This window comes from Vibrio paucivorans, from assembly GCF_054053395.1.
Genome location: NZ_CM133230.1, coordinates 551,700 through 568,182, shown reverse-complemented (window position 1 = coordinate 568,182; position 16,483 = coordinate 551,700). Strand labels below are relative to the sequence as shown.

Below are 16,483 nucleotides of genomic sequence, written 5' to 3'. Positions count from 1 at the left end.
CCTCGACTAAAACGATTTTGACTAGGCGTCCCCATCCGAACAAAAATCAACCACGAAAGTTCAACAGACCCTAATTCAGCACTACCCCAATCTGGTTAATTGTCGGCTTTATTCACTCAAACCTGCCTTACATCAAATTTGCCATTCATAATTCTTCATAAAATGCGGTCACTTTTTTGATAGAAATTGGTACTGAGCAATGGAACTCTTATGTCCAGCAGGTAACTTACCTGCTCTCAAAACAGCCATTGATTGTGGAGCAGACGCGGTTTACATCGGATTCAAAGATGATACGAACGCCCGCCACTTTGCAGGCCTGAACTTTACAGGCAAGAAGTTAGACAAAGCGGTTCAGTATGTACACGACCGTAATAAGAAAATTCACGTTGCATTGAACACCTTTGCTCACCCTGATGGGTTTGAACGCTGGACTAACGCCGTCGACAATGCCGCTCAACTGGGTGTCGATGTTTTAATCGTCGCCGATATTGCGGTACTCGAATACGCCGCTAACAAATATCCAGATCTCGAGCTGCATTTATCCGTTCAAGCCTCAGCTACCAACGTCGCAGCTATCAACTTTTATCAACAGAACTTTAATGTTAAGCGCGTTGTATTACCAAGAGTGCTTTCTATCCATCAAGTGAAGCAGCTATCACGCAATATTCCGCAAGGAGTTGAGCTAGAAGTTTTTGCATTTGGCAGTTTGTGCATCATGGCGGAAGGGAGATGCTACCTCTCTTCGTATATGACAGGTGAATCACCAAATACTGTAGGTGCATGTTCTCCAGCTAAGTACGTTCGCTGGCAAGAAACAGAAACAGGGCTAGAGTCTCGATTGAATAATATCCTGATCGATCGCTATGAAGCAGGTGAGAACGCAGGTTACCCGACCTTGTGTAAAGGCCGCTTCACCGCTGATATTGAAGGTGAATCTAAACGCTACCACGCGTTAGAAGAGCCAACCAGCCTCAATACTCTATCAATGCTGCCAGAGTTATTTGCGGCAAATGTTGCGTCTGTGAAGATTGAGGGGCGACAACGCAGCCCAGCCTATGTTGAGCAAGTAACACGAACTTGGCGCGCGGCAATTGATCGCTACCAAGCAAATCCAGATGCGTACCAAGTCGAAGCCGCTTGGAATGCCGCATTAGCGAATGTCTCGGAAGGCACCCAAACCACTCTCGGTGCTTATCACCGTAAATGGCAATAGCGCGTCAGTTGTGGAGAACAGCATGGAAAACAACATGAAATATGCACTTGGCCCTCTTCTGTATTTCTGGCCAAAACAAGACATCGAACACTTCTACCAACAAGCGAAACAAAGCAGTGCCGATATAATTTATTTAGGTGAGTCAGTCTGCTCTAAGCGCCGCGAAATGAAGCCGGCGCACTGGTTTGATATCGCAAAAGAACTCTCGTCCACAGGCAAGCAAGTTGTACTCTCTACCATAGCTCTGCTAGAAGCGCCTAGCGAAGTCAATGTGATGAAAAAGTACATTGATAACGGCGACTTTGCGATTGAAGCCAACGATGTGTCTGCCATTCAACTGGCCAGCGACAGCAAAGTACCTTTTGTCGTGGGCCCAGCGGTTAATACCTATAATGCGCACACGTTAAAACTGTTTCTCAAACAAGGCATGACTCGTTGGTGTATGCCAGTAGAATTGTCGCGAGATTGGCTAAGCAACGTATTGTCGCAATGTGACGAATTAGGCATCAAGAACCAATTTGAAGTCGAAGTATTTAGCCACGGCTATTTACCGCTCGCTTATTCGGCGCGTTGCTTTACTGCGCGTGCAGAAAACAAAGCCAAAGATGATTGCGAAACCTGCTGTATTAAATACCCGACGGGTATTCAAGTGCACAGCCAGGAAGGGCAAGCCGTGTTCAACCTGAACGGTATTCAAACCCAATCAGGATACTGCTATAACTTGGTCAATGACTTACCAAGTATGCAAGGTTTAGTCGATGTGGTGCGCTTGAGTCCACTTGGATTAAACACCTTCACAGAGCTAGATGACTTCCGTGCAAACGAAGCTGGTCAGAAGCCGAAGGTCATCGAAGACAGACAATGTAATGGCTACTGGCATCAACTGGCAGGGTTGGATGTGAAAAACATTTAACCCCCTCTATTCCATATAGAAAAAAGGTCTGGCATTGCCAGACCTTTTTATTTTCTCTTAGCCTGCGACGGTCGCAGGTTGATAGCTTTGTTGGTTCGCTCGTTGTATGTCTTTCCAGAGCATAGTGAGTACTACCAAACTCAGTGCAATATTCGACAATGGGAAGGCTAGCCAAACCCCTGTAATGCCCCATAGTTTTGGCAGGATGAACAAGAACGGCAACTGCACAAGCATATTACCTATTGTCACAAACATCGCCTTGCTGCCTCTATTCACCGCTTGGTAATAAGCCGCTGCAACCACCAAAAATCCATCTAAGAACAGAGCAAACATATGCAGGCGAATTCCCCAAACGGCACCATCGATTAGCTCTTGATCGGTTGAATTGAAGACAGAAACAAACTGGTATGGGAATAGGTTCAGTATTATTACAAATGCCAATCCACCCAGTACAGAAGCACTCATTGCCACCTTCAGCAACTTGTTAATGTTATCTTGATTCCTAGCTCCGTGGTTAAAACTCACCAAGGGCTGCATACCATTTGCGATACCTTCTGCTGTCAGATAGTAAACCGTTACTATGTAGCCTAGAATTGCATAAGCACCAATTAGAATAGAGCTGCCGTATTGAGCAAACAGTGCATTATGCAGCGCAACCATGACAGAGCCATAGGCATACATAAAGAAGCTAGACGCTCCAATCGCCCCAATTTTAGGCGCTAAGTCTGCACGTAAACGAATACATCGGCGGCTCAATCGCAGTTTTGCACGAGAAGAGAAGAAATAACCCACTCCCAATAACGTCACAACAAACTGTGCAAATGCCGTCGCGAGTGCAGCACCAGTGAGCTCCCAGTTCAACCAGACAATAAACACATAATCGAGTGCAATGTTGATCACGGCACCCACCACCATCAACAATGTCGCTAAGTTAGGACTGTCGTCGTTACGCAGCAGAAATGGCATCGCAATCGAACCCAACGTGAACGCGCTGGCAAAAATCAGTATATGTAAATACTGCAAACCAAGTTCAAACACTCGCCCTTGCGCGCCTTGCCACAGCAAGAAATCATCGGCAAATGCGTACAATGTTATCGAAACTACAGGTGCCAGAATTAACAGCAGTATTAGTCCGGTTGTGAGGATTTGTTTAGCAGAAGAGTTATCTCCTTCCCCTTGCTTAATTGAAGCCAATGCTCCTGTACCCACCCCCACCAGCATACCAATACCTAAAATGGTACCAATGATTGGCCACGCCACGTTGATGCCAGCTAAACCATCAGCTCCAACGTATTGGCCGATAAAGATCCCATCAACCACCTGATATAGGCCGTTGACCAACATCGCCGCGACGGTTGGAATGGTATAGCGCCAAAACTGGCGGTAAATAGATTGCGACATGAAATTTCTCTTTAAAATATTGGTTAGCATAGCTAACTATTATTCGACACTAACACTACACAATTCGTAGTTGGTTAGTTGTAGTGCTTCAGAACTTTGTTGAGCAACGTATTCAGTTGCTCTACTTCCGCACTCTCTAATCCTTTAGATACTTTTTCCGCGATAATTTGATACACCTTGGTTTCGTAACTTAAATGTTCCAAGGCGGTTTTTGTTAACACAAATCGTTTTGAACGAGCGTCTTGCTCACAGTCGATTCGAGCTACCAGACCTTTTCTTTCAAGGCGTTTAATCATATTTGAAGCAGAAGGTTTAGACACCTCCATCTCACTGGCTAAATCAGTCAAACGAATTGGCTCTGGTGCACATTGCACGACTTTAAGGTAATCGTATTCATTAAAGCTTAAGTGGCAAAGAGGATCTTCTTTACTGTATTTACGCCATACTTTAGAAGAAAAACGTTCTAGCTTCTCTAAATTTGATTCCAGTGCCATGCGCCACTCAATGATTTAGTTAGTTAAGCTAACTATTTTAGCGGTACTTTTAACCAATGTCACCTAGCTAAAAATAAAAAAGCCGCCTTACAGGCGGCTTTTTTATACATTGGTTACGGGCTATTCCGACTTAGCTTGCTCTTGTTCAGCTTGCTGCTTTGCTTTCGCTACCTGCTCTGCCTTTACCTCATTGTAAATTCGGCTGAGCTCTAGGAAAGAGTATCGATGCTCAACATATTCAAATACGTTGGAGGCCAGCGCTAACTTATACAATGACACGGCACTAGCGAAATCCCCTTCACTTTGGTAACGCTTACCTAAGTAAAAGTACACTTCAGTTAAGCGCTGTGCTAACAAGGTATTATCACGGGTTCCTGTCAGAATCGCTTTAAATGCTTGCTCTTCAGCGATTTGATCTAAAGTCAGGGCAACCAGCACCCAGCCCCACTCTTCATTGCGCTCTTCATAACGACTTAGAAGATCAGCCTTGGCTTGTACCGGATCAAGTTCCGACTGAATGATATACAACCATAATGCACGGAACGGATCGCTTGGATCTTCTTCAAAGTGCTTCGTCATATCCTCAAACGCAAGTTCATTACGATCACCGTAATACAGAGCGATCGCGCGGTTACGCTCCGCATAAGAGTTTTCAGGATCTAACTCTAACGTTGAATCGAATGCTTCATACGCAGCATCAAATTCACCAACTTGAGTAAAGTACACACCAAGCAAGTTAAAGATATCTGGCTGAGCAGGATTGAGCGAAAGTGACTGATTGAAATCCAAACGAGCTAAGTCACGTAGACCAACGCTATCATAGTAGTTACCACGTTCGTAATACATCTTCGCTCGCACTTCATCATTTAAATCAGTACGTTGAAGTAATTGCGTTAAGCGAGCTATTTGTACTTCCTGCTGCACACTTGCTTGAAGAGGTACCGCCATCGGAGGGTATACCCACTGCTCACTTTGATCTGAGCTCGAGGTTGATGCACAACCTGCTGTTACCAATAAAAAAGCACTAACTGCTGCGGTTCGAAACCATTTCACAAATTGATACTCCTGTAGGTCAGTATCTGACTGACAAATCCGCATAAAAAAAGGGAGCGATAATGCTCCCTTTATAACATGCTTTCAGTGAAATAGGTAACTATCCCCTCACTCCACTGATTTACGCGCTAGGCTTACTCAGCTTCTGGTGCAGCGTTGTCTGCTGCTTCTTCAGCTGGCTTTTCTACCGCTTCTTTCATGCTTAGACGAACACGGCCTTGGCGGTCGATTTCAAGTACTTTAACTTGAACTTCTTGGCCTTCAGATAGGTAGTCTGACACTTTCTCGATGCGCTTGTCCGCGATTTGAGAAATGTGTACTAGACCATCCTTACCAGGAAGAATAGTAACGAACGCACCGAAGTCCGCTAGACGTGCAACTTTACCAGTGTAGATACGGCCTACTTCAACTTCAGCAGTGATCTCTTCGATACGGCGGATAGCTTCTTTCGCAGCTGTACCTTCAGTTGCAGCAATCTTGATTGTACCGTCGTCTTCGATTTCGATAGTTGTACCAGTCTCTTCAGTTAGAGCGCGGATAACTGCACCACCTTTACCGATAACGTCTTTGATCTTCTCTGCGCTGATCTTCATTGTATGAATACGCGGAGCGAACTCAGAGATATCTTCACGAGCACCAGAGATAGCTTCATCCATTACAGATAGGATGTGCTTACGTGCACCTTGCGCTTGGTTAAGAGCAATTTGCATGATCTCTTTAGTGATACCTTCGATCTTGATATCCATCTGAAGTGCAGTGATACCAGTGTTAGTACCTGCTACTTTAAAGTCCATGTCACCTAGGTGGTCTTCGTCACCAAGGATGTCAGAAAGAACAACGAAGTCATCGCCTTCTTTAACAAGACCCATTGCGATACCCGCAACAGAAGACTTAATTGGAACACCAGCATCCATAAGTGCTAGAGACGTACCACATACAGAAGCCATTGAAGAAGAACCGTTAGATTCTGTGATTTCTGATACTACACGTACTGTGTATGGGAACTCATCTACAGATGGCATTACTGCAGCAATACCACGCTTAGCCAGTTTACCGTGGCCGATTTCACGACGCTTAGGAGAACCTACAAAACCAGTTTCGCCTACACAGTATGGAGGGAAGTTGTAGTGTAGTAGGAAGTGATCTTTACGCTCACCTGTCAGCTCATCGATGATTTGAGCATCACGTTGTGTGCCAAGAGTAGCGGTAACGATAGCCTGAGTTTCACCACGAGTGAATAGCGAAGAACCGTGTGTACGTGGAAGAACACCAGTACGCACGTCTAGTGCACGAACCATGTCTTTTTCACGGCCATCGATACGTGGGTTACCCGCGATGATGCTGCGACGTACTACTGTTTTCTCTAGATCGTGGAAGATAGAGTGAGCTTCTTTTAGGTTCACTTCTTCGTTTTCAGATACTAGTACTTCGTTAACTTCAGCAGCAATCTCATGGATGCGGTCGTAACGAGTCATTTTCTCTGTGATTTGGTACGCTTCAACTAATTTAGCTTCTGCTAGTTCAGCAATACGAGTGTTAAGCGCAGTGTTCTCTTCTGGAGCAACCCAATCCCATGCAGGAGTAGCAACTTCAGCTGCGAACTCGTTGATCGCGTTGATAACAACTTGCTGTTGATCATGACCAAATACAACTGCAGATAGCATCTCTTCTTCTGTTAGGTTGTCTGCTTCAGACTCAACCATAAGAACAGCGCCTTCAGTACCCGCTACCACTAGGTCTAGCTTAGAAGTTTCTAGCTCAGTGTTGCTCGGGTTAAGAACTAGTTGACCGTCAATGTGGCCAACACGTGCTGCACCGATTGGTCCGTTGAACGGGATACCAGAGATAGCAAGCGCTGCTGATGTACCGATCATTGTTACCATGTCAGGCTGAACGTCTGGATTTACAGACATTACTGTCGCGATAACTTGTACTTCGTTTTTGAAAGCATCAGGGAAAAGCGGACGGATAGGACGGTCGATTAGACGAGCCGTTAGAGTCTCACCTTCAGAAGGGCGACCTTCACGCTTGAAGAAACCACCAGGGATCTTACCTGCAGCGTAAGTACGCTCTTGGTAGTTTACTGTTAGCGGGAAGAAGTCTTGACCTTCAACGGCTTCTTTTTTACCAACAACAGAAACGAATACTGAAGTATCGTCCATTGTTACCATAACTGCAGCCGTAGCTTGACGTGCGATAACGCCAGTTTCTAGAGTAACCGTGTGGTTACCGTACTGGAACGTTTTAACAACTGGTTTTTCGAACATTGTTATTCCTTGTGTCTCAGCCATTCTTATTTAGAAGGCTCAGATGATTTTGATAAAAGCTCAAGGCATTACAAATCGCGACTAGTAAAAACAAACTACAGATATAGGGTGAGTTCACTTTTAATAGTCGCGACCTTTTGGTCGACTTGGTTGACTGTAATGCTATGAGTAATTGCGTGTAAAATCCCGATTGGAATTTTACCGTGCGTATTATAGCGGGATAAATTCGGTTTGGCTAAGCCATACCAACCAAAAGTAAGTAGCAGGCAACAAAAAAGGGGCTAAAAGCCCCTTTTTCGACAAACTGTTCTATGCAGCCGCTGATTAGCGACGTAGGCCTAGACGCTTGATTAGATCTTGGTAACGAGAAAGGTTTTTGCCTTTCAAGTAGTCAAGAAGCTTACGACGGCGAGAAACCATACGTAGAAGACCACGACGGCTGTGGTGATCGCCTTTGTGCGCTTTGAAGTGACCTTGTAGGTGGTTGATAGAAGCTGTAAGTAGAGCTACTTGAACTTCTGGTGAACCAGTATCGCCTTCACCTTGAGCGTATTCAGCAACGATTGCTGCTTTAGTTTCTGCATTCAGAGACATAATTCTCTCCTAATAAGAGTAGGTTAATATTTGTGCCAGCCAATCTCTGATTCAGCCGACACGAGAAGCGCGAATTATAGGGGATGTACATAGCTTAAGCAATAGGTAATTTGAGTCGCTATTTTAAGGTCTCTCGACCTTAGTCAACCATAGGCAAAATATTCCGTTATTGGCCTTTTCTGTTACACTTACCGCCATTAAACATCTATTTATCAATGAACAGGATTGAGTATGAAAATCGGCATCATCGGTGCAATGGAACAAGAAGTTAAGATTCTTAAACAAGCTATCGAGAACTGTGAAACCGTCAATAAAGCAGGCTGTACCTTTTTTGCAGGCCAACTAAACGGTGTAGAGGTTGTATTGCTTCAATCTGGTATCGGTAAAGTTGCAGCGGCTGTTGGCACGACGATTTTGCTTGATGAATATCAGCCAGATGTGGTTATCAATACCGGCTCTGCAGGCGGATTTGATTCTTCGCTTAATCTTGGAGATGTGGTGATTTCAACAGAAGTTCGCCACCACGACGCTGATGTCACTGCATTTGGCTACGAGATGGGTCAAATGGCCGGCCAACCTGCAGCATTCATTGCAGACAGCAAACTCATGGATGTAGCGGAAAAAGCACTAACACTTATGGAAGACAAGCACGCCGTTCGTGGTTTGATTTGTACAGGTGATGCTTTTGTATGCACTGCAGAACGCCAGGACTTCATTCGCAAGCACTTTCCAACTGTAATCGCCGTTGAGATGGAAGCATCTGCCATTGCACAAGCTTGTCATCAGTTTAATGTTCCGTTCGTCGTAGTGCGCGCTATTTCAGACGTCGCAGATAAAGAGTCACCGATGAGCTTTGAAGAATTCTTGCCACTGGCTGCACAGAGTTCGTCAGAAATGGTGATTAAAATGGTCGACATACTTAAATCATAATCGAACAATTCATGGACGAATTTTTTAATCAGTTTTACGCAAATGGTGCACTCCTCGTCATGTGGGGTGCATTGCTGTTTCATCTAATCTTACCCATTCCAAGGCAAGCGCACCCAGCCACTCTTTGGCATAAGTTCGCCGAACAACTCGCAGATAAAGTCAACACCAACACAAGCTATTCACAAAGCATCATCTCAGGGACGTTAGCTTGGTTACTCATGACCATTCCTGCTTTGCTCGTTTTATGGGCACTCAAACCACTTGTTTGGCAGCCTCAACTGTTTGAGTTAGCGCTGCTGTTGCTTGCCATTGATTGGCGTAGTACTGAAAAACTGGCCAGTGAGCTCACTCTAGCATTAGCTAAAGACGATAAAAAACTCGCCCGCAGCCTACTTGCTCCAATCGTCAACCGCGAAACCTCAAGCCTATCTCCGTTAGGACTAGGTAAAGCAGGTGCTGAGACCATTATTATGGGCTACGGCCGTAATGTGGTTTGCGTGTTATTCTGGTACGCAATTGCCGGTGGTAGCGGAGCTCTGGTTTATCGGCTCACTGCTGAATTAGCAAGAGCCTGGTCCCCTTCTCGTCAGCAGTATTCTCCTTTTGGTATTCCAGTTATTCGCGCAGTGGCTGTACTCGACTACGTACCACTGCGTTTGTTCTCTTTAATGATCGTTGCTGGCAATCGCGCTTCTCATAGTTTCAAACTGATACTGGCACAAAGTGCTAGCTGGCCATTACCGGGGCCTGCTTGGTTACTGACTGCTGTCGGTGGAAAACTGGAGCTTGCGCTTGGCGGCCCCGCTATCTATGAAAAGCGTAAAGCCGTAAGAGCAAAAATCGGCGGAAGAATCGCCCCTGCGGCAATTCACTTAGCTCAATTGCAAAAGCTTTTAGCATGGCGCCTGTTTGCTTGGATTGCCCTGCAAAGTATCCTTCTTTTTATCGTTTATCGAGGTTTCTAGATGCTACGCCATCTAACGTTCATCACTCTACTCTTCACTTCTTTTGCGTATTCCCAGACAGTGGAAAAAATAATATCCCTAGCGCCTCACGCAACCGAGATAGCCTACGCAGCGGGATTAGGCGACAAACTGGTAGCGGTGAGTGAGAGAAGTGACTTTCCCGAACAAGCAAAGCAACTAGAAAGAGTCGCAAACTATCAAGGAATGAAGCTTGAGCGCATCATAGCGCTCCAACCCGATCTGATCATCGCATGGCCAGCAGGAAACCCGACTAAGGAGTTGGAAAAACTCAAGCAATTCGGCTTCAACATCTATTACTCTCAAACCAACAGCCTCGAAGACATCGCTACAAACATAGAGCAACTGAGTCAATACAGCGATGACCCTAGTATAGGGAAACAAAACGCCGACCAGTTTAGACAGCAACTGGTTGAGATAAAGTCTCGCTACCAAACCGAGCAAACAATCCGTTATTTTTACCAATTGAGTGAAAAGCCAATCATAACTTTGGCACAAAATAAGTGGCCAAGTGAGGTTTTCTCTTTCTGTGGTGGAGAAAACATCTTTCAGAACAGCGCCCTACCTTACCCTCAAGTGGGTATCGAACAAGTTGTGTTAGCCAAACCTGAAGCTATATTTACCTCTCAGCATGCGTTAGAAAACGGTAACATGTGGGCAAGTTGGCAACAGATCCCAGCGGTAAAAGAACAGCACATTTGGACACTTAACTCAGACTGGATAAACCGCCCGACTCCACGTACGTTAAAAGCCATTGAGCAGGTGTGTCAGCACTTTGAATCCATCCGCCGAAAAAGCTAACGCTCAGCGATAAAAATCCGTACAATTCGAGCCATAATTCCGCTGAAAATAAACAAAGAGTACTCAGTAACATGGACTCCATGCTGCTTTATATTATCGACTTATTCGGAACCGCTGTTTTTGCCATTTCCGGTGTTCTCTTGGCAGGTCGACTAAAGATGGATCCTTTTGGTGTCGCTGTACTAGGAAGTGTAACCGCTATCGGCGGTGGAACCATTCGCGACATGGCCCTAGGCGCAACTCCCGTGTTCTGGATAACCGACACCACATATTTGTGGGTTATTTTGTCTACTTGTCTTCTTACTATGGTGATCATACGCCGCCCAAAACGCTTGGCCTGGTGGATCCTTCCTGTGTGTGATGCGATTGGTTTAGCGGTATTTGTCGGCATTGGTGTAGAGAAATCGCTGACATTCCAAGACTCTGCTTTGGTTGCCATTATCATGGGCGTTATTACTGGTTGTGGCGGCGGTATTATTCGTGACGTACTAGCACGTGAGGTCCCAATGGTACTTCGAAGTGAAGTGTACGCTACGGCCTGTATTGTCGGTGGTATTTTCCATACCACTGCACTTAGCATGGGTTACGACAACTCCACTGCTTTCATGGCGGGTGTATTTTCGACACTTATTATTCGCCTCGGTGCGATCCGCTGGCATTTGTCGCTGCCCACATTTGCGATAAATAAATAGTTCTTCGGGCTCTACTTCAAGGTAGAGCCTCTTTCCTCTCTAAATACCCCACTCTAGCAATCGTCCATTACATTGGTTACATTGCTATTATCCATTCCTAATTTTCATCAGAGACCATGCTTTTAGAAGGGATTGAAACACTGCTGGTATTAAGCAAGTATAAAACGATGAGCCGCACAGGCAGTCAGTTATACATCAGCCAGTCAGCCGTCAGTAAGCGAATTGCGAACCTTGAAAAGAAGCTAGGTAAAAAGCTGATTGAGCCTTCAGGTCGCTCGATAAAATTGACGCCCGATGGAGTGGCACTGATTGAGAATATTGGCCCAACTTTTAGTGAATTGAGAGGGTTGATATATGAGCAACAGCAATTAGAAGATACTTCGCTGATTAAGCTGGATAGCTCGAAGTCTTTAATTGCAGGTTATTTAGGAAAAACCATCGGTGACTATCTTCAGCGCGATAAATACCTGTCAATCACCACCAACCATACGCCTAGAATCATCGAGCATGTTCAATCGGGAAAAGCGACACTTGGGCTTTGTGCAGGCTTGCTGCCACCACATCATGGACTAATGACTTTCCACCTATTTGACGAACCTTTCGCCATCGTAAGCCACACTCCACTCACCGAACTGCCCAAAACAATCATCACTAATGATTTAACCAACCCAGCCAATAGCTATCAGCTCAGCACACTCGAAAAATTAGGCATAAAACCCATTATGGAAATGGATGCCTATACCGCAGCCGCCCAATTAGCATTAGGCGGAACCGCGCCAGCGCTTATTCCGCTTTCCATCATCAGAACACTAAATATAGAACCACAATGCTGCCATTACTTTCCGGAGTTGGAGCACCTTATCAGGCCTATTCATATATGCGTGAGACCCAGTCGCTATCAGTCACCAAGGGTCAAAACATTGATAGAAGCCATTGCTGATGCTGTTCCCAAAGCAGTTTAATGGCCATTAGCATCGACATGACAATAACAAGAGGGCGAATCCATTTCTGTCCTTTCGTCACTACAACCTTAGCGCCGAGTTGAGCGCCAATGAACCCACCTACCGCCATGACCAAGCCCAACTCCCAAATAGGTAGCCCAGCCAAGATAAAAAACAGTAGCGCTGCAATATTCGATGTGAAGTTCAAAACCTTGGTGCGAGCGGTGGCATCCACCAGCGAAAAGTGACCTATCGCAACAAAACACACTGTAAATATCGAGCCTGTTCCTGGGCCAAAAAAGCCATCATAGAATCCGACACCACCACCTACACAGAAAGCAAATGTCGCTTCTGAGATCGTCTGTTTACCCTTATGTGCTTTCGTTTGTGGTGCCAATAAGAAGTACATCGAAATCGCGATAAGTAACACGGGAATGATGCTAGTGAGAAGACTGGCATCAATATACTGAACCAACTCGGCGCCAACAGCTGAACCAACAAAAGTACACACTATGGCAAGGCGCATTTCTTTCACACTGACGATGCCATTTCGCACGAAGTACCAGCTGGCTGAAAAGCTACCAAAAGAGCTTTGTAGTTTATTCGTAGCAAGAGCTTGGGTGGGCGGCACACCCGCTGCCAACAACGCTGGCAAGGTCAATAAACCGCCTCCCCCAGCCATCGCATCAATAAACCCGGCTGCAGTCGCTACAAAGAATAAGATCGTTAGTATTTCTAAGGTGAGTTCCATCAGAGGGTGCCATGCGATGAGTGTGTATTTCGGGCTACAGTATCACCATGTCACTTCGAGCAATAACGAAACCGTAGACAGTAATTCATTCCAAATTTTCATCAATTAAATCGTTCACGTTATTCATCAATTTATTTCTATTACAGCGAAACAAAAAAGCCCGCTCAAAAGAGCGGGCTTTTATTAAGCAAAGTTAATCTGAATTACGCTTCAGATGCTTTCACTTGCGCATGCAATTCTTGTACAGACGTTACTGTCGTTTTAGCGTCAGCCGTATGAGCCATACAAGTTGCGAATGCCGCGTTTAGCGTGGTGGTGTAGTTCACTTTCTCAGCCAGTGCACCACGACGAAGAACTTTAGAATCTTCAATCGCTTGACGGCCAGCTGCAGTGTTCACGATGTAGGTGTACTCGTTGTTCTTGATACGGTCAAGAATGTGAGGGCGACCTTCGTGTACCTTGTTTACTAGACGTGGGTTGATGCCTGCTTCGCCAAGAATCACTGCTGTACCATGTGTTGCGTCTAGCTGGTAGCCAAGCTTAGAAAGCTTAGATGCTAGGTCTACAACGCGCTCTTTGTCGCCTTCGCGAACAGAAAGAAGTGCACGGCCGCCTTCTGGGTAAACATTGCCACAACCTAGCTCAGCTTTAGAGTAAGCTTCTGCGAACGTTGCACCAACACCCATAACCTCACCAGTAGAGCGCATTTCTGGGCCTAATAATGGGTCAACACCTGGGAACTTGTTGAATGGAAGTACCACTTCTTTCACGGAGTAGTAAGGTGGGATGATTTCTTTGGTAAAGCCTTGAGACTCTAGCGATTGACCCGCCATTACACGTGCCGCAATCTTAGCGATTGGTGCGCCAGTTGCTTTAGATACGAACGGTACCGTACGTGCTGCACGAGGGTTAACCTCGATTAGGTATACTTGGTTGTTCTTAACAGCGAACTGCGTGTTCATTAGACCACGAACACCCAACTCGAACGCCAGCTTTTCAACTTGCTCGCGCATTACGTCTTGGATTTCTTGGCTTAGCGTGTATGCAGGAAGAGAACATGCTGAGTCACCTGAGTGAACACCTGCTTGCTCGATGTGCTCCATGATCCCGCCGATAACCACACGCTCACCGTCACAGATAGCATCGATATCCACTTCTACTGCGTCATCTAGGAAGCTATCTAAAAGAACTGGAGATTCATTCGATACGCTTACTGCTTCGTTGAAGTAGCGACGTAGGTCTTGCTCGTCGTATACGATTTCCATCGCACGACCACCCAGTACGTAAGAAGGACGTACAACCAGCGGGTAACCGATTTCACGAGATTTTTCTACCGCTTGCTCCATCGTCGTGACTGTCGCGTTTTCTGGCTGTAGAAGACCTAGACGGTCAACAGCCACTTGGAAACGCTCACGGTCTTCTGCACGGTCGATTGCATCTGGGCTAGTACCAATGATTGGCACGCCAGCCGCTTCAAGTGCACGAGCCAGTTTAAGTGGTGTTTGACCACCGTACTGAACGATAACGCCTTTCGGCTTCTCAACGCGAGCGATTGCTAGTACATCTTCCAGAGTTACTGGTTCGAAGTACAAACGGTCAGATGTATCGTAGTCCGTAGAAACAGTCTCAGGGTTACAGTTAACCATGATAGTCTCAAAGCCATCTTCACGTAGCGCTAGAGATGCGTGTACACAACAGTAGTCAAATTCAATACCTTGGCCGATACGGTTTGGACCGCCACCAAGAATCATGATCTTGTCTTTGTCTGTTGGGTTTGCTTCACACTCGTCATCGTAAGATGAGTACATGTAAGCCGTGTCTGAAGAGAACTCAGCCGCACACGTATCAACACGCTTGTACACTGGGTGGATATCGTATTGGTCACGTAGACGACGGATTTCGCTTTCCGCTACACCTAGAATCTTAGATAGGCGTGCATCCGCAAAACCTTTACGCTTCAGCTTGTTTAGCTCGTCTTTGTTCAGACCAGCAAAGCCTTTCGCTTTAAGTTCTTGCTCAAGCTTAACGATGTCTTCGATTTGAACTAGGAACCAACGGTCAATTTGCGTTAGGTTGAATACGCCATCTACAGACATACCCGCACGGAATGCATCCGCGATGTACCAAATACGCTCTGCGCCCGCTTCTTTTAGTTCGTGGCGAATTGTTGTTAGTGCGTCTGGCGCATCTAGGTCAACCATTTCGTCAAAGCCAGTCGCGCCAACTTCTAGGCCGCGAAGTGCTTTTTGTAGAGATTCTTGTTGGTTACGGCCGATAGCCATAACTTCACCAACAGACTTCATTTGCGTCGTTAGACGGTCGTTAGCACCTGCAAATTTCTCGAAGTTAAAACGAGGAATCTTAGTAACTACGTAGTCGATTGTTGGTTCGAATGATGCTGGTGTTGCGCCACCTGTGATGTCATTTTGCAGTTCATCTAATGTGTAACCCACAGCCAGTTTCGCTGCAATCTTAGCGATTGGGAAACCTGTCGCTTTAGATGCTAGTGCAGAAGAACGAGATACACGTGGGTTCATCTCGATGATAACCATACGGCCATCTTTTGGGTTGATACCAAACTGTACGTTAGAACCACCCGTTTCAACACCAATCTCACGCAGTACTGCTAGAGATGCGTTACGCATCAGTTGGTATTCTTTGTCTGTTAGCGTCTGTGCTGGTGCAACTGTGATTGAGTCACCCGTGTGGATGCCCATTGGGTCAAAGTTTTCAATCGCACATACGATGATACAGTTGTCCGCTTTGTCACGAACCACTTCCATCTCATACTCTTTCCAACCGATTAGAGATTCATCGATTAGAAGCTCGTTGGTTGGAGACAGGTCCAGACCACGACGACAAATCTCTTCGAACTCTTCTTTGTTGTATGCGATACCACCGCCAGTACCACCCATAGTGAATGATGGACGGATAATACAAGGGAAGCCAACCATATCTAGAACAGCGTAAGCTTCTTCCATGGTTTTCGCAGTATCAGCACGTGGACACTCTAGACCGATAGACTTCATCGCCTTATCGAAACGAGAACGGTCTTCTGCTTTATCGATAGCGTCAGCCGTTGCACCAATCATCTCTACACCGAACTCTTCTAGAACGCCGTGCTTCTCTAGGTCTAGTGCACAGTTAAGAGCTGTTTGACCACCCATTGTAGGTAGAACTGCATCTGGCTTCTCTTTCGCAATGATGTTGCGAACAACTTCCCATTGGATAGGCTCGATGTAAGTTGCATCTGCCATGTCTGGGTCAGTCATGATGGTCGCTGGGTTCGAGTTTACAAGAATAACTCGGTAACCTTCTTCGCGAAGCGCTTTACAAGCTTGAGCACCAGAGTAATCGAACTCACATGCTTGGCCGATTACGATCGGGCCAGCACCTAGAATTAGAATACTTTTAATGTCAGTACGTTTTGGCATTGTCTACTACTCCGAA

14 protein-coding genes are annotated in these 16,483 nt (G+C 45.8%); 7 read left to right on the top strand and 7 right to left on the bottom strand.

Annotated elements, in window-relative coordinates; all coding sequences use genetic code 11:
• Positions 1-199: 199 nt before the first annotated feature.
• Together ubiU and ACXABW_RS02745 are read left to right on the top strand one after the other, a co-directional pair.
• The gene (gene ubiU / locus ACXABW_RS02750) at positions 200-1,213 is read left to right on the top strand and encodes a ubiquinone anaerobic biosynthesis protein UbiU (RefSeq protein ID WP_457523886.1); all 1,014 of its coding nucleotides are present in this window, start codon (positions 200-202) and stop codon (positions 1,211-1,213) included.
• A 34-nt stretch (positions 1,214-1,247) separates the two neighbouring features.
• Entirely contained in the window at positions 1,248-2,126 is an 879-nt protein-coding gene (locus tag ACXABW_RS02745) for a U32 family peptidase (protein ID WP_457524933.1), read from the top strand.
• A 57-nt stretch (positions 2,127-2,183) separates the two neighbouring features.
• On the opposite strand, the gene ACXABW_RS02740 is transcribed toward ACXABW_RS02745, so the two are convergent.
• From ACXABW_RS02740 to rpsO, 5 genes are all read right to left on the bottom strand, one after another.
• Positions 2,184-3,527, bottom strand: a complete 1,344-nt coding sequence (locus ACXABW_RS02740; RefSeq protein ID WP_457523884.1) for an MATE family efflux transporter — start codon at positions 3,525-3,527, stop codon at positions 2,184-2,186.
• A gap of 74 nt (positions 3,528-3,601) precedes the next feature.
• Positions 3,602-4,021 (bottom strand): MarR family winged helix-turn-helix transcriptional regulator, encoded by a 420-nt coding sequence (locus ACXABW_RS02735; RefSeq protein WP_457523882.1) that lies wholly within the window; start codon positions 4,019-4,021, stop codon positions 3,602-3,604.
• Between the two features lie 120 nt (positions 4,022-4,141).
• Complete coding sequence (gene nlpI, locus ACXABW_RS02730; protein ID WP_457523880.1) at positions 4,142-5,074, bottom strand: lipoprotein NlpI; 933 nt, start codon at positions 5,072-5,074, stop codon at positions 4,142-4,144.
• A gap of 134 nt (positions 5,075-5,208) precedes the next feature.
• Entirely contained in the window at positions 5,209-7,341 is a 2,133-nt protein-coding gene (gene pnp, locus ACXABW_RS02725) for a polyribonucleotide nucleotidyltransferase (protein ID WP_265686454.1), read from the bottom strand.
• 324 nt (positions 7,342-7,665) lie between these two features.
• On the bottom strand, positions 7,666-7,935 hold the full coding sequence (gene rpsO, locus ACXABW_RS02720; RefSeq protein WP_010450057.1) for a 30S ribosomal protein S15: 270 nt from the start codon (positions 7,933-7,935) through the stop codon (positions 7,666-7,668).
• A gap of 231 nt (positions 7,936-8,166) precedes the next feature.
• Between rpsO and mtnN the strand changes: the two genes are divergently transcribed.
• The 5 genes from mtnN (at position 8,167) to ACXABW_RS02695 (ending at position 12,303) form a co-directional block, all read left to right on the top strand.
• Positions 8,167-8,865 carry a 5'-methylthioadenosine/S-adenosylhomocysteine nucleosidase gene (gene mtnN / locus ACXABW_RS02715; RefSeq protein WP_265686451.1) on the top strand — a complete coding sequence of 233 codons (699 nt, stop codon included), beginning with the start codon at positions 8,167-8,169 and terminating at the stop codon, positions 8,863-8,865.
• Positions 8,866-8,876: 11 nt separating this feature from the next.
• Positions 8,877-9,830, top strand: coding sequence for a cobalamin biosynthesis family protein (locus ACXABW_RS02710; RefSeq protein WP_265686447.1), 954 nt, complete (start codon positions 8,877-8,879; stop codon positions 9,828-9,830).
• Positions 9,831-10,649, top strand: a complete 819-nt coding sequence (gene btuF / locus ACXABW_RS02705; protein ID WP_457523877.1) for a vitamin B12 ABC transporter substrate-binding protein BtuF — start codon at positions 9,831-9,833, stop codon at positions 10,647-10,649.
• A gap of 71 nt (positions 10,650-10,720) precedes the next feature.
• Positions 10,721-11,341: a TRIC cation channel family protein gene (locus ACXABW_RS02700; protein WP_252029554.1), complete on the top strand. Its 621-nt coding sequence runs from the start codon at positions 10,721-10,723 to the stop codon at positions 11,339-11,341.
• 116 nt (positions 11,342-11,457) lie between these two features.
• Positions 11,458-12,303, top strand: a complete 846-nt coding sequence (locus ACXABW_RS02695) for a LysR family transcriptional regulator (RefSeq protein ID WP_265686444.1) — start codon at positions 11,458-11,460, stop codon at positions 12,301-12,303.
• Here ACXABW_RS02695 and ACXABW_RS02690 read toward each other — a convergent pair.
• Both ACXABW_RS02690 and carB read right to left on the bottom strand, forming a co-directional pair.
• Positions 12,254-13,033: a TSUP family transporter gene (locus ACXABW_RS02690; protein WP_265686443.1), complete on the bottom strand. Its 780-nt coding sequence runs from the start codon at positions 13,031-13,033 to the stop codon at positions 12,254-12,256. The genes ACXABW_RS02695 and ACXABW_RS02690 overlap by 50 nt on opposite strands.
• Positions 13,034-13,236: 203 nt before the next feature.
• Positions 13,237-16,467, bottom strand: a complete 3,231-nt coding sequence (gene carB / locus ACXABW_RS02685) for a carbamoyl-phosphate synthase large subunit (RefSeq protein ID WP_265686442.1) — start codon at positions 16,465-16,467, stop codon at positions 13,237-13,239.
• Between the last annotated feature and the right edge of the window lie 16 nt (positions 16,468-16,483).

Bases quoted from the DNA above. Each gene is read 5' to 3' on its own strand.
- btuF (WP_457523877.1), top strand. From the start codon at position 9,831: ATGCTACGCCATCTAACGTTCATCACTCTACTCTTCACTTCTTTTGCG.
- ACXABW_RS02700 (WP_252029554.1), top strand. From the start codon at position 10,721: ATGGACTCCATGCTGCTTTATATTATCGACTTATTCGGAACCGCTGTT.
- ubiU (WP_457523886.1), top strand. From the start codon at position 200: ATGGAACTCTTATGTCCAGCAGGTAACTTACCTGCTCTCAAAACAGCC.
- ACXABW_RS02710 (WP_265686447.1), top strand. From the start codon at position 8,877: ATGGACGAATTTTTTAATCAGTTTTACGCAAATGGTGCACTCCTCGTC.
- ACXABW_RS02690 (WP_265686443.1), bottom strand. From the start codon at position 13,033: ATGGAACTCACCTTAGAAATACTAACGATCTTATTCTTTGTAGCGACT.
- ACXABW_RS02695 (WP_265686444.1), top strand. From the start codon at position 11,458: ATGCTTTTAGAAGGGATTGAAACACTGCTGGTATTAAGCAAGTATAAA.
- mtnN (WP_265686451.1), top strand. From the start codon at position 8,167: ATGAAAATCGGCATCATCGGTGCAATGGAACAAGAAGTTAAGATTCTT.
- ACXABW_RS02735 (WP_457523882.1), bottom strand. From the start codon at position 4,021: ATGGCACTGGAATCAAATTTAGAGAAGCTAGAACGTTTTTCTTCTAAA.
- rpsO (WP_010450057.1), bottom strand. From the start codon at position 7,935: ATGTCTCTGAATGCAGAAACTAAAGCAGCAATCGTTGCTGAATACGCT.
- ACXABW_RS02740 (WP_457523884.1), bottom strand. From the start codon at position 3,527: ATGTCGCAATCTATTTACCGCCAGTTTTGGCGCTATACCATTCCAACC.
- ACXABW_RS02745 (WP_457524933.1), top strand. From the start codon at position 1,248: ATGAAATATGCACTTGGCCCTCTTCTGTATTTCTGGCCAAAACAAGAC.
- pnp (WP_265686454.1), bottom strand. From the start codon at position 7,341: ATGTTCGAAAAACCAGTTGTTAAAACGTTCCAGTACGGTAACCACACG.
- carB (WP_265686442.1), bottom strand. From the start codon at position 16,467: ATGCCAAAACGTACTGACATTAAAAGTATTCTAATTCTAGGTGCTGGC.